6 protein-coding genes and 1 pseudogene are annotated in these 13,717 nt (G+C 73.2%); 5 read left to right on the forward strand and 2 right to left on the reverse strand.

Annotation, left to right across the window (positions count from 1 at the left end):
• Positions 1–7: 7 nt before the first annotated feature.
• Positions 8–841, reverse strand: coding sequence for an enoyl-CoA hydratase-related protein (locus CLT72_RS10170; protein ID WP_101411132.1), 834 nt, complete (start codon positions 839–841; stop codon positions 8–10).
• Between the two features lie 121 nt (positions 842–962).
• Between CLT72_RS10170 and CLT72_RS10175 the strand changes: the two genes are divergently transcribed.
• The 3 genes from CLT72_RS10175 to CLT72_RS10185 are packed head-to-tail and all read left to right on the forward strand — an operon-like array spanning position 963 to position 3,731.
• A complete protein-coding gene (locus CLT72_RS10175) occupies positions 963–2,207 on the forward strand; it encodes an aspartate aminotransferase family protein (protein ID WP_199184536.1) in 1,245 nt (414 codons plus the stop codon).
• Positions 2,204–3,229 (forward strand): SDR family oxidoreductase, encoded by a 1,026-nt coding sequence (locus CLT72_RS10180; protein ID WP_101411134.1) that lies wholly within the window; start codon positions 2,204–2,206, stop codon positions 3,227–3,229. Before CLT72_RS10175 ends, CLT72_RS10180 begins: the two co-directional genes overlap by 4 nt.
• A 31-nt stretch (positions 3,230–3,260) precedes the next feature.
• Complete coding sequence (locus CLT72_RS10185) at positions 3,261–3,731, forward strand: type II toxin-antitoxin system RatA family toxin (RefSeq protein ID WP_101411136.1); 471 nt, start codon at positions 3,261–3,263, stop codon at positions 3,729–3,731.
• 74 nt (positions 3,732–3,805) lie between these two features.
• Here the strand turns inward: CLT72_RS10185 and CLT72_RS10190 are convergent.
• Positions 3,806–9,448, reverse strand: a pseudogene (locus CLT72_RS10190) (type I polyketide synthase); the annotation flags it as partial.
• 203 nt (positions 9,449–9,651) lie between these two features.
• Here CLT72_RS10190 and CLT72_RS10195 point away from each other — a divergent pair.
• Together CLT72_RS10195 and CLT72_RS32220 are read left to right on the forward strand one after the other, a co-directional pair.
• On the forward strand, positions 9,652–11,295 hold the full coding sequence (locus CLT72_RS10195; RefSeq protein WP_101411140.1) for a fatty acyl-AMP ligase: 1,644 nt from the start codon (positions 9,652–9,654) through the stop codon (positions 11,293–11,295).
• Positions 11,296–11,317: 22 nt separating this feature from the next.
• Complete coding sequence (locus CLT72_RS32220; protein WP_199184537.1) at positions 11,318–13,714, forward strand: acyl-CoA dehydrogenase family protein; 2,397 nt, start codon at positions 11,318–11,320, stop codon at positions 13,712–13,714.
• The last annotated feature ends 3 nt before the right edge of the window (positions 13,715–13,717 follow it).

The following is a 13,717-nucleotide window of genomic DNA, read 5'->3' on the forward strand; positions in this document are numbered from 1 at the left end:
ACAGATGTCATTCGTTCCTCCACGGGAGATGGTCGGGCAGGTCGCTGCTGACCCGCCCGGGGAAGGCCGGAGCGCGTCGCTGCCGGAAGGAGTCGAAGCCTTCCCTCGCGTCCGCGCTGGTCAGCGCCTCGGCGGAGAGGCGGGAATCCAGCCGGTGTGCCGGGTACGGCGAGTCCAGCGCGCTGGTCCGGTACAGCATCTGCCGGATGACCGCCACGGACACCGGCGCGGTGGTGGCGATGATGGTCCGGGCGAGCTGGTAGGCCTTGTCGAGCAGGTGCTCCGGCTCGTGGACGCTGTGCACCAGGCCGGCCGAGAGCGCCTCGGCGGCGTCGAACGCCCGCCCGCTGATCATCCAGTCGAGCGCGCAGCCCATCCCGACCAGCCGCGGGAGGAACCAGGTGGACGCGCCTTCGGCGTAGATGCCGCGTCGGCTGAAGACGTACCCGAATCGCGCGTCGGTGGCGGCGAGGCGGTAGTCGGCCGGCAGGATGATGGTGGCGCCCGCGCCGACAGCCGCGCCCCGGATCGCGGCGATGACCGGCTTGTTCATCGCGAAGATCCGCATCGAGCACCGCCCCGCCGGCTCCGCCCACTCGGCCTCGGGGTCGTCGGGGGTGTCGAACTCCGTCACGGACGGGTCCAGCCCGGCGCAGAAGTGCTCACCCGTACCGGTGAGGACCACGACGCGGACGTCGTCGTCGCGGTCGGCACGGTCGAACGCGTCGGCGAGTTCGTCGGCCATCCGCAGGGTGTAGCCGTTGCGCTCCTCGGGACGGTTGAGCGAGACCGTGGCGATCCGGTCCGAAACGGAGTAAATGATCTCGCGGTACGTGTCCACGGCCGCACCATAGAGCAAGGTCAACGCCCGCAGCAATGCTCGACGGGTCGGCTGTTCGGACACCGTCGGCCGTCCTGAGTAGACCATTGTTCGGCTGGCGCCATTCGGGCAGACTTCCGCCGTGTCCTCCAGTGTCTTCGAGATCTACCGCCGCCATCTGGGCGAAGGGCTGGGGCGGGTCGCGGCCATGCTCCACACACCACTGGAGGTCGGCGCCACGGGCACCGTGGTGCACACCGCGGACGGTCGTCAACTGCTGAACTGTGCCGGCTACGGCGTGTTCTTCGTCGGTGCCGGCAACCCGGTCGTGCTCGCGGCGGTGCGCGACCAGCTCGAACGGCAGGCGTTGTCCACCCGGGTGCTGCTGAACGAGCCCGCCGCCCGGGCCGCCGAGGCGTTGGTCTCGGTCGCGCCGGAGGGCCTGGTCAAGGTGCACTTCTCCAACTCCGGCGCGGAGGCGGTGGAGACCGCGATCAAGATCGCCCGGGCGAACGGGCGGCACCGGCTGGTCTCCATGCACAGCGGGTACCACGGCAAGACCGTCGGCGCGCTGTCACTCACCGCGCGATCGCTCTACCAGGATCCGTTCCGCCCGCTGCTGCCCGAGGTCACCCACGTCAGGTTCGGCGACCTGGACGAACTGGCCGCCGTCGTCGACCGGGACGTCTGCGTGGTCGTCGAACCGGTGCAGAGCGAGGGCGGGGTGATCATTCCTGAGCCCGGCTATCTCAAGGCGGTCGAGGAGCTGTGCCGCGATCGGGGGGCGATGCTCGTCCTGGACGAGGTGATGACCGGGCTGGGGCGGCTCGGGGCCTGGTGGGCAGCGGACCGCGAAGGCGTACGACCCGATGTCCTGCTGGTCGGCAAGGCGCTCAGCGGCGGGCTCGTGCCGGTCGCGGCGACCCTGGCGACCGCGGAGGCGTTCGCCCCGTTCGACAAGGACCCCTACCTGCACACGTCCACGTTCTCCGCGAACCCCCTCGCCATGGCCGCCGTCCGCGCGACGGTCGAGGTGATCAGGGATGAGAAGCTGGTGGAGCGGGCCGCCGATCTGGGCACGCGGCTACTCGCGGCGATCACCGAGGCGGTGCGCCCGATCGGGCACCTGGTGGCCGACGTACGCGGGGTCGGGCTGCTCATCGGGGTAGAGTTCCGCTCCGCCATGCACGCCGCGGAGTTCCTGATGGACCTGCTCGACAACGACGTGGTCGTCAACCACTCGATGAACGCGCACCCGGTGCTGCGGCTGACCCCGCCCGCCACGATGGCCCCCGACGAGGAGATGCGGCTGGTCGCCTCGTTCGAGCGGGCCTGCGCCGGCCTGGCCGCGCGTTTCCCCGCCACCGGAAGCGACTCCCCCGAATGAAGCGACGTACGGTCCTGGTCACCGGAGCCAGCGGCGTCGTGGGCACCGCCGTGCTGGCCGAGCTCTCCGGGTACGACGTGCTCGCCGCCGCCTACCGACGCCTGCCGGGCGGCTCGAACCGGGTGGTCAGGCTGGACCTGCACGCCCCCTCGCTCGGGCTCGACCGCCGCGCCTACCGCGAGTTGTGCGCCGAGGTCGACGCGGTGGTCCACACGGCCGCCATCGTCAACTTCTCCGCCGACCAGACGGAGGTGAACCGGCTCAACATCGAAGGCCTCGGCCGGGTCGTCGAGTTCGCCGCCGAGGCGGACGCGACCCTGGTCCACGTCAGCACCGCCTACGTGTCCCGGTACGGCCGCGAAGGCGGCGGTGGCAGGCTGGGCACCGAGAAGGCGGCCGCCCGGACCGACGAGTACGTCACGTCGAAGTACCTCGGCGAGCAACTGGTCCGCGACAGCGGCATCGACGCGGTGATCGTCCGGCCGGCGATCGTCATCGGCGACTCCCGTACCGGCGCCATCCGCCAGCACCAGGGGGTGCACCAGCTCGCCGAGTACCTGGTGACGGGCGACCTGCCCTTCGTCCCGGCGCATCCCGGCACGTTCTTCGACCTCGTCCCGCAGGACATGGTCGCGCAGGCGATCCGCGCGGTGCTCGACGCCGACCTGCGCAAAGGCGACTACTGGCTGACCGCCGGACCCGCCGGCATCCCCGTGGAGCGCTACCTCGAACTGGTGACGGAGACCGCCCGCGAGTGCGGCATGGACGTACCCGACGGCCGGATCGCGGACCCGTCCATCGTCGATCGGCTGGTCCGGCCGGCATTCGCGGACGTCCTTCCCCCCGAGGACCTGGCACGGCTGGACGGCGTGGTGGCTGTCTGCGGGCTGGTCATCATCCCCGAACTGCTGCCGACGTCGTTCGGCACGATTCCCGGCGGACCCGACGCGATGACCCCGGCGCAGGCCGAGGACGCGTGGCGGGTCAGCCTGCGTCACCTGATCCGGGGGTTGCAGCAGTGATCCTCAACCCGAGCTGAGGAGGCCACCCGCGATGGAGTGCTCCGTCATCGTGCACGCTCTGCTGCCCGCGGCAGAGGCCAAGGAGTCGTTCGACCGGCTGGCCGACTTCGCGGCGTATCCGGAGTTCACCGACACCGTACGCACGGTCGGGGTGACCCAGGTCAGCCCGACCCAGGTGGAGTCGACGTGGGAGGTGAACTTCCGCCGCGGCATCCTCGTCTGGACCGAACGCGACGAGATCGACCCGGTCAGCCGCCGCATCGACTTCGAACAGACCAAGGGCGACTTCGCGACATTCACCGGCTCGTGGCTGGTCGTCGAGGCCGACGAGGCGGTGCGAGTCGAGTTCGAGAGCCGCTTCGACCTGGGCATCGCCTCCCTGGCGAGCCTGATCGACCCGGTGGCGTGCGCGGCGATGCGCGACTCGATCCGGAACATCCTGCTCGGGCTGTTCGGCTCCGACATCGAGGTCACCGTGGTGGAGGCCGCCCCGCTCGGCTGAGCGACCCGCGGGCCGTCTTCCAGTCGTCCGAGCGGCTGGAAGACGGCCCGCTTTCTTGCGGCCGGGGCGGATTCCTAGTCGAGCAGGTCGAAGAAGTCGTCCTTCGCCGCGTCGACCTTGTCCGACTCGGTGTCGACCAGCGACAGCAACTGGTTCAGGGCGTCGGCGAGCCGCTTGCGCGCCACGGCGTCCATCGTGAGGTTGGCCAGGCTGGACTCCAGCCGGGTCAGCTCCTCCAGCACCCCGATCGGGGTGGACGCCTGCTCGGGTAGCAGCTCACCGCGCAGGTAGCCGACGAGCTCCCGCACGTTCGGGTAGTCCAGCACCAGGGTCGCCGGCAGCGTCAGCCCGGTCGCGGCAGCGAGCCGGTTGCGCAGCTCGACCGCCGTCAGCGAGTCGAATCCGAGTTCGGGCAGGCTCCGGGCGCCATCCAGGTCGGCGGCGGAGGCGTGGCCGAGCACGACGGCGGCCTCGGCGAGCACCAACTCACGCAGCACCCGGTCCTGTTCGGCGGGAGCGAGCCCGGGCAACGTCCCGGCGAGCTCCGTGCCGGCGGCGCGGGTGCCGCCGGGCGCGCCGCCGGTGACCGAGTCGACCGACGCGGTGGCCGGCGACGCCAGGCCGGCGACGTGCGCGCCGGTCAGGCGGTCCGTGGCCATCAGGTCGTGCAGCACCGGCGGCACCGACCGCCGGTCGTGCCCGTCGAGCAGGGCGCCGTCCACGTCGACGAGGACGGGCGTCGCCGCGTCCGAGTCGAGCGCCCGATCCAGCAGGGCCAGTCCGCGTTCCGGCGACAACGGCGTCAGCCCGATCCCGCGCATGCGACGCAGGCCGGTGGCGCTGACCTGTCCGGCCATCCCGTCCGGCAGCTCCCACAGGCCCCACGCCAGCGACTGCCCGGGCAGCCCCTGCGCGCGACGCTGTTCGGCGAGGGCGTCGAGGTAGGCGTTGGCGGCGGCGTACCCCGACTGCCCCGGCGAGCCGAGCAGGCCGGCGGCGGAGGAGAAGAGCACGAACGCGGCCAGCTCGCACCCGCGGGTCTGCTCGTGCAGCTGCCGGGCGCCGTCTGCCTTCGGCCGCAGCACCGCGGCCACCCGCTGCGGGGTCTGCGTCTCGACGACCCCGTCGTCCAGCATGCCGGCCAGGTGCAGCACGGCGGTGAGCGGATGCTCGGCGGGGATGGACCTCAGCAGGTCGGTCAGGGCCGACGGGTCGGCGACATCGCAGGCGACGACGCGCACCGACTCCGCGCCGAGCGCGGACAGCACGCCGACCAGGTCGGCGGCGCCGGGGGCGTCGGCTCCACGCCGGGACGTGAGCACCAGGTGCCGCACCCCGCGCCGTTCGATGAGGTGCCGTGCCACGAGACGGCCGATGGCGCCGGTCGCGCCGGTGACGAGGACGGTGCCCTGCGGGGCCCACGACCGTGCTCCGACGCCGGTGACGGCCGGGGAATCGGCGAGGGCCCCGGCCTCCGGGCCGCGGCCGTCGGCGGCCGAGGGGCGCAGCCGAGGCACCAGCAGGCTGCCAGCGCGGACGGCGACCTGCGGTTCTCCGGCGGCGCCGGCCGCGGCGAGCGCCTGCCGCGACGCCGGGTCGTCGTCCAGGTCGATCAACACGAGCCGGTCGGGGTGCTCGGACTGCGCCGAGCGCAGCAGCCCCCACGCCGCCGCCTGAGCCAGATCCCGGCACTGGTCGCCGACGGCCCCCCGGGTCACCACCGCCAACTGGGCGGCACCGAACCGCGGGTCGGCCAGCCAGCGGTGTGCCAGGTCGAGCGCGGCGGCGACGGTGGGGTTCGGGTCGTCACCGCCCGGCGGCAGTTCGGTGAAGACGAGGTCGGGAACCTGGTCGCTGGTTGTCAACTCGTCGAGCCAGACCGGCTCGGACAGGCTGGCCGACGCCACCACCGGCTGGTCGGAGCGGACCACGGCGGCCGGCACCCAGCGCAGCTCGTACCCGCCGCCCGACCCGGACGGCCCGAGGGCGAGGCGGTCGGGGGCGATCGGCCGCAGCGCGACGTGCCGCACCGAGGCGACCGGCGCACCGGACGGATCGGCGAGGACGACGTCCACACCGTCGCCCTCGCGGGTCAGCCGAACCCGCAGCGCCGTGGCGCCCCGGGCGTGCACCTGCAGGCCCGCCCAGGAGAACGGCAGCGCGATCCCGTCGTCCGCGCCGGCGTCGCCGAGCAGGCCGAGGGCGTGCAGCGAGGCGTCGAGCAGCGCCGGGTGCAGCAGGAAACCCTCGGTCGCGCCGGCGGCGTCGGCCGGCAGCGTCACGTCGGCGAAGATCTCGTCGCCCCGCTTCCACGCCCGACCGAGGCCCTGGAACACCTGGCCGTAGTCGTAGCCACCGGCTCGCAGGCGGTCGTAGAAGCCCTGCGTGTCCAACGGCGTCGCGCCCGGCGGCGGCCACAGCTTCAACCGGGTGGCGTCGCTGCTCCGCACCGGGGCGACGGTTCCCGTCGCGTGCGGCGTCCACGCTCCGCCGGGTGGGCGCGCGTGGATCGTCAGCGGGCGGGTCGGGTCGCCGTCGGTCCCGGCGACGACCACCCGGGTCTGCACGGCACCGGCCTCGGGCAGCACCAGCGGTGCCTGCAGCAGGAGCTCCACCACCTCGGGGCAGCCGGCGCGCGCACCGGCGCGCGCCGCCAGCTCCGCCAGCAGCGCGCCCGGTACGACGACCGCCCCGCCCACCCGATGCTGGGCGAGCCACGGTTGGGCGGCGACCGACAGTTCGCCGGTCAACAGCACAGCGTCCGACGTCTCGACCGGCTCCCCGGGCAGCGGCCGGGCCGCCGGGGTCAACCAGTACCGCCGGTGCTGGAACGGGTAGGTGGGCAGCTGCGCGGGCGGGACGTCCCCGCCGACCAGCGCGGGCCAGTCGACGTCCACGCCGCGGACGAACAGGCGGGCCACCGCGTCCCAGGCGGAGTCCCGTTCGTCGCGCCCGTCGCGCAGCAGCGGCACGGCGATCGCCGTGTCACCCGTGTCGGCGTCCAGGTCGCCGACGCAGTCGAGGACCATGGCCGACAGCACGCCGCCGGGCCCGACCTCCAGGAACCGGCTCACCCCCTGCTCGCGAAGCCGGCGTACGCTCTGCGCGAACCGCACCGGTTGCCGCGCGTGCCGACTCCAGTGCCCCGGTGTGACCATGTCCACCGGCAGGCCGGTCTCGTTGGAGACCAGCGGGATCTCCGGCGCCCGGTGGGTGAGGTCCGCCTCCAGCTTGGCGAGGTCCGCGAGCATCGGCTCCATCAACGGGGAGTGGAACGCGTGGCTGACGCGTAGCCGGGTGGTCCTGCGGCCGCGGGCGGCGAACGCGTCGGCGACGGTCTGCACCGCGTCGTGTGGGCCGGCGATGACGACCGACGTCGGGCCGTTGACGGCGGCGAGCCCGACCTGCGCCGCAGGGTCGGCGATCAGCGGCTCGACCTCCTGCGCGGTGGCCTGGATCGCGGCCATCGCGCCGCCGGCGGGCAGTGCCTGCATCAGCCGTCCGCGGGCGACGACGAGGCGGGCGGCGTCGTCCAGCGAGAGCGCTCCGGCCACGTGGGCGGCGGTGATCTCCCCGATCGAGTGGCCGAGGACGAAGTCCGGCCGGACGCCCCAGTGTCGCAGCAGCCGGTACAGCGCCACCTCCACGGCGAACAGCGCCGGCTGGGTGTATTCGGTCTGGTCCAGCAGGTCCGGGTCGCCGTCGACGACCGCGCGGATGGGGCGGTCCAGGTGCCGGTCCAGTGCGGCACACACCTCGTCCAGGGCGGCGGCGAAGCGCGGTTCGGCCGCGGCAAGCTCCCGCCCCATCCCGGGCCGCTGCGAGCCCTGTCCGGGGAAGACCAGAGCCAGCCTGCCCTCGCCCGCCGTGCCGGTGACCACGGCCGGGGTGTCCTGCCCAGCGGCGAGCGCCGCGAGAGCGGCGCGGTCGAGGACGACGGCGCGCTGTTCGAACGCCGTACGCCGGGCTGCCGCGACCGCCGCCGCGCGGGCCGGCAGATCGGGGTGGGCGTCGAGGAAGGCGTCGAGGCGGCGGGCGTGTTCGCGCAGCGCGGGAACGGTCCGCGCGGAGAGCACCAGTGGCGCCGGCACGGCCGCGTCGTCGGTCGCGGCGGCGGGCTCGTCCTGCGGCGCCTCCTCGACGATGACGTGCGCATTGGTGCCGCTGATGCCGAACGACGACACCGCCGCGCGGCGCGGCCGGGCACCGGCCGGCCACGGCTGCTCATCGGTGAGCAGCCGCAGCGGGCCGGCGGACCAGTCCACGTACGGGGTGGGTTCGTCGACGTGCAGGGTGCGGGGCAGCCGCTCGTGCCGCAGCGCCGCCACCATCTTGATGACACCGGCCACGCCGGCCGCCGCCTGGGCGTGTCCGATGTTCGACTTGACCGATCCGAGCCACAGCGGACGCTGCCGGCCGGGCCCGTACGCGGCGATCAGCGCCTGAGCCTCGATCGGGTCACCCAGCCGGGTGCCGGTGCCGTGTGCCTCCACCACGTCCACGTCGCAGGCGTCGAGTCCCGCATCGGCGAGCGCGTCGGCGATGAGGCGCTGCTGGGACGGGCCGTTGGGCGCGGTGAGGCCGTTGGACGCCCCGTCGGAGTTGACCGCGCTGCCCCGCAGGACCGCCAGGACGCGCCGACCGTGGCGGCGTGCGTCGGCGAGCCGTTCGAGGACGAGCACACCGGCGCCCTCGGCCCACCCGGTGCCGTCGGCCGACGCGGCGAACGACCGGCACCGCCCGTCCGGCGAGAGGCCACGCTGACGGCTGAACTCGGTGAACACCAGCGGCGTCCCGATCACGGTGACCCCGCCGGCCAGGGCGAGGTCGCACTCGCCGCTACGCAGCGAGCGGGCTGCCAGATGCAGCGCGACCAGCGACGACGAGCAGGCGGTGTCGACCGACAGCGAGGGCCCTTCCAGGCCCAACGCGTACGACACGCGGCCGGAGACGATGCTGGACGCGTTGCCGGGCATCAGGAAGCCGGCGACCTCCGCCGGGATGGCGCCGAGGCGCGGGGCGTAGTCGCTGGCGATGACGCCGGTGTACACGCCGGTGCGGCTGCCGCGCAGCGTGCGGGGGTCGACGCCGGCGCGTTCCAGCGCCTCCCAGGAGATCTCCAGCATCAGCCGCTGCTGCGGGTCGGTGGCCAACGCCTCGCGGGGCGACAGGCCGAAGAACCCGGCGTCGAAGTCGCCGGCGTCGTAGAGGAATCCCCCGTGCCGGGCGTAGGTGGAGCCGGGGCGGTCGGGGTCGGGGTGGAACACCTGCGGGTCCCAGCCCCGGTCGGTCGGGAACGGCCCGACGCCGTCGCGGCCGTCGGCCAGGAAGGTCCAGAAGTCCTCGGGGGTGGCCGCTCCGCCGGGGAAGCGGCAGGCCATCGCCACGATGGCGATCGGCTCGGGCTCACCCGGTGTGCCACCTGGCTCACCCGACCGCGTGCCGCCCGGCTCGCCCGCCGCGCTGTGCTGCCCCGGCCCCGGGTCCGCGTCCGGGCCGTCGACCTGTGTGGCCAGGTACTCAGCCAGGGCCTGCGGGTTGGGATAGTCGAAGGCGAGGGTGCCGGACAGTTGGAGGCCGCTCGCCTCGGACAGCCGGTCGGCCAGTTCGAGCGCGGTCAGTGAGTCGAAGCCCAGGTCGGCGAAGGCGCCGTCCGGAGTGACGTCACCACGCGGCCGGCCGAGCGCCTCAGCCGCCTGGGTGCGTACGACATCCAACCACCACTGCGTCCTGGAGTCACCCATTCAGGCGGCCGCCTTCCGGATCATCATCGTCAGTGCCGCGGTCGACTACCGGGCAGCGGTCATCCTTTATCGGTCCTGTCCGCGTGCACAATCGCCCGTACGGACTCCACAAAGGATCTATGGTCTTTGTCGATCGGCCTGTCTAGGCTGGCCCGCATGATTCTGGCGAGACTGAGGTGAGCCGTTTCGTCGACACCGTCGTCGGCATCGCCGGGAGGTCCCCGGGCGGCATGGTCACCGGCGCCCCCGCGAACCCGGTGCGGCGCGGCTGGGGGCAGTTGCACGAGGCGGCCCGGCGTACGGCGGCGGCGCTGGTCGCGGGCGGGCTGGCCCCCCGCCAGGCCGTCGCGGTCCTGGCCGGTGACCCGGGGGAGGTCGCGCGGGTCGTCCAGGGGACGTGGCTGGCCGGCGGCAGCGTGACCATGCTGCACCAGCCGACCCCGCGGACCGACCTGTCGGTCTGGCGCGACGACACGCTGCGGGTGCTGCGCATGATCGACGCGCGGCTGGTGCTGGTGGGCGCGCCGTTCGAGGCGATGGCCGGCGTGCTGCGCGAACGGGGCATCCCCCACTTGATGATCGGCGACCTGGACAGCGACCGGGAGTTCACCGTCGTGACCGCCGCCGAGGACGACGCCGCGCTGCTGCAGTTGACCAGTGGCTCGACCGCCGAGCCGAAGGCGGTGCGGATCACCCACCGCAACATCCACGCCAACCTCGCCGACACCGCGGCCCACCTCGAGTGCGGCGGCGACGACGTGCTGGTCAGCTGGCTGCCGCTCTTCCACGACATGGGCATGGTCGGCTGCCTGCTGCTGCCCATGTTCACTGGCATCGACCTGGTCATGGTGACGCCCGCGGAGTTCCTCGCCCGTCCGATGGTGTGGGCGGAACTGATGAGCCGCTACGGCGGCACGATCACGGCCGCGCCGAACTTCGCGTACGCGATCCTGACCCGGCAGCTCGCCCGCGCCGACGCCGCTTCGCTCGACCTGTCCCGGTTGAAGGCCCTGTGCAACGGCGCGGAGCCGATCGACCCGTCTACGGTGGAGGCATTCGTCGCGGCCGGCGCACGGTTCGGCCTGCGCCCCGAGGCGGTGAACTGCTGCTACGGCGCGGCGGAGAGTGCCCTGGTCATCTCGCTGTCGGCGCTGTCGGATCCGATGCTCCTCGACACCGTCGATGCCCTGGAGCTGGAGAAGAACCGGCGGGCGGTACCGGCGGGCGACGGCCACCCGGCCGGCGTACGCCGGCTGCCCATGCTCGGCGCCGCCCACCCGAGCGCCGCCGTGCGGGTCGTCGACGACTCCGGCGCCGAGCTGGGCGACCGCGAGGTCGGCCGGTTGCAGCTGCGCGGTGACTCGGTGACCCGCGGCTACCTCACCGAGGACGGCCCGGCGCCCGCCCTCGACGACGACGGCTGGCTGGACATCGGCGACGAGGGCTACCTGGTCGACGGGCAGATCGTGGTCTGCGGCCGCCGCAAGGACGTCATCATCATGGGCGGCCGCAACATCTACCCCACCGACATCGAACGCGCGGCCGCCGGCGTCGACGGCGTCCGGGACGGCAACGTCGCGGCGGTACGACTCATGGCCGGCGACTCGGTGGCCCGGGAGTCGTTCGCGGTGCTGGTCGAGTCACGCCTGGCCGGGGACCCGGCCGCCGAGAAGGCGCTGTCCGACGCCATCGCCAACCGGGTGCTCGCCGACGTCGACGCCCGTCCGGCGCAGATCGTGGTGCTGCCACCGGGCACCCTGCCGAAGACGCCGTCAGGCAAGCTGCGCCGCGCGGCGGCCCACTCACTCATCCCTCGTTGACCGTCGTCCCCGGAGGAATTCTGTGCGATCCCTCGATCAGGCCCGCGCCCTCTGCGAGTCGTACCTGCCGGGGCTGCTCGACGGGTTGTCGAAGATCCCGTTCGAGCAACGGGAAGCCTCCGGCGGCGCCACGCTGCCGGCGTTCCGGGCCAGCGGCGGCCCGAGCCTGGTCATCCCGAAGGACTACGGCGGGCTCGGCGCGTCCCCGTTGGACGCGGTGCGGGTCACCCGCGCGATCGGCGCCCACGCGCCGTCGCTGACGGTCGCGACCACGATGCACCACTTCTCCGTGGCGACGCTGTTCACCTTCGCCGAGAGCATCAAGAACTCGGGCATGGAGTGGGCCCTGCTGGAGGCGATCACCAACCGCAACCTGCTGGTCTCCTCGGGCTTCGCCGAGGGCCGCCCGGCCCAGGGGATCCTCTCCCCCGCGATGACGGCGACGCCGGTGGACGGCGGCTACCGGATCAACGGGTCGAAGAAACCGTGCAGCCTGAGCCACTCGATGGACCTGCTGACGGCCAGCGTGGCGGTGCCCGCACAGGGCGGCGGCCAGCAGACGGCCTTCCTGCTCATGCCGGCCACGCTACGCGGCATCACCCGGCACCCGTTCTGGGGCAGCAGCGTGCTCGCCGGCGCGGAGAGCGACGAAGTCCGGCTGACCGACGTGTTCATCGAGGAGGAACTGGTCATCCCGACCGAGAACGGCCCGGACGGGATGCTCGACGACCTGCAGACCGTCGGGTTCATCTGGTTCGAGCTGCTCATCACCGCGTCGTACCTGGGCATGGCCAGCGCGCTCGTGGAACGTGCGTTGGCCGACCGGCGCGGCGCGGTCACCGACCGCGCCGCCCTCGGCACCCGCCTGGAGACGGCGACGCAGTTGCTGGAGGGCGCGGCCCGCGCCATGCAGGCCGGCGACAGGGACAACGACGCGCTGGCCCGCGTCCTGATGGCCCGCTACGGTGCGCAGGACGCCATCACCGACGCCGCCCGCCAGGCGGTGGAGATGCTCGGGGGCATGTCGTTCATCCGCTCCCCCGAGGTGGCCTACCTGGTCGCGGCCTGCCAGTGCGTCGCGTTCCATCCGCCGTCGCGGGCCAGCGTCGCGTCGCCGCTGGTCGATTTCCTCGATGGCACCGGCCCGTTCATGATGAACGACAGCCCGGCACCGGCCGCGCAGCCACCGGCGGCGCCACAGCAAGTGGCAGCGGCACAGGCGCCGGTCGCATCACAGCCGCGGGTCGCGCCGCAGGCACCAGTCGCGCCGCAGGCACCGACCGCTGCGGCGCAGCCGTCCGTGGTCGCGCCGTCCGCCGCGCCCGCGGCCGGCCGCGCGATCGAGCCAGCCCCGGCCCCGGCTCGAGCCGCCGACGGGGCACCGGTCGCCGTGCCCGCTCCGCGTCCGGTGGTCACCTACGGCCCCCAGCCCGCCGCCCCCCGCAGCGGCGAGCGGTCGGGGATGACGGCGGACGAGGCCGCCGACTGGGACCAGGCGTCCTCCCTGTTCGACGGCGCGGAGGGCATCCGGCTGACCGCACGCGACTGCGACCTGCGGTACTGGTTCGCCAACGTTCCGCAGCGCACGCTGCGCGGGAACATCCTCGGCTACTCGCCGGAGCTGGTGATCCCGGGCTTCCTGCACGAGCCGGGCCCGCTGCGCGACGCGCTGATCCAGGAGGTCGCGTTCCGCGCGCTGGCCGAGGAGCGGGCGGCCCGCGCGATCGGCTACATCGTGGCGTGCGCACCGGACTCCACGACCGCCGAGTTCTACGCCACCCAGCTGATGGACGAGACCCGGCACGCAATGATCTTCCGAAACCACCTGCGGAACCTCGGCATCGACGAGCGGGACGTCGCCGCCGTCATCGCGCGGGAGACCGCGCACGACAGGGCAGCCATCCTCGATCCGTTGGAGGACTACGGTATGCCGATCGTGCGCGATCGACAGGACTTCCTCGGCGGCGTGGTGCTGCTGACGATCCTGGTCGAGGGCTTCCTCGCCCCGTCGTTCGAACTCAGCGAACGCAAGTGGCGGCCGATCGACCCGCGGATGGCGGACATGGAGAAGGGCGCCGCCATCGACGAGGTGCGCCACCTGGCCGTCGGCACGTCGATCATCCGCGAGCACCTGCAGCGGCACCCCGACGACAAGGAACGCCTCGTCGAGCTCATCCGCGAGGGCATGCGACTGTGGGAGCAGTTGCCGGTCTCCGACCAGCTCACCCGCTGGGAGAACTGGTTCCAGGAAGGCATCGCCCCGCACCTGGCCGCCATCGGCGACTACGAGGTGTGGGACGGGCGGCGGCTGATCGACACCACGCCGGAGGAACGCCTCCAGAAGGCCGTCGAGATCACGAGCATCGTGCACTCCACCCGCCTCACCGACATGGGCCTCGGCCGGGCGTTGATCTACTGACCT

It is taken from the genome of Micromonospora sp. CNZ309 (assembly GCF_002846525.1).

Excerpts from the sequence above, each read along its gene's own strand:
- CLT72_RS10180 (WP_101411134.1), top strand. The coding sequence starts at position 2,204 with ATGAAGCGACGTACGGTCCTGGTCACCGGAGCCAGCGGCGTCGTGGGC.
- CLT72_RS10185 (WP_101411136.1), top strand. The coding sequence starts at position 3,261 with ATGGAGTGCTCCGTCATCGTGCACGCTCTGCTGCCCGCGGCAGAGGCC.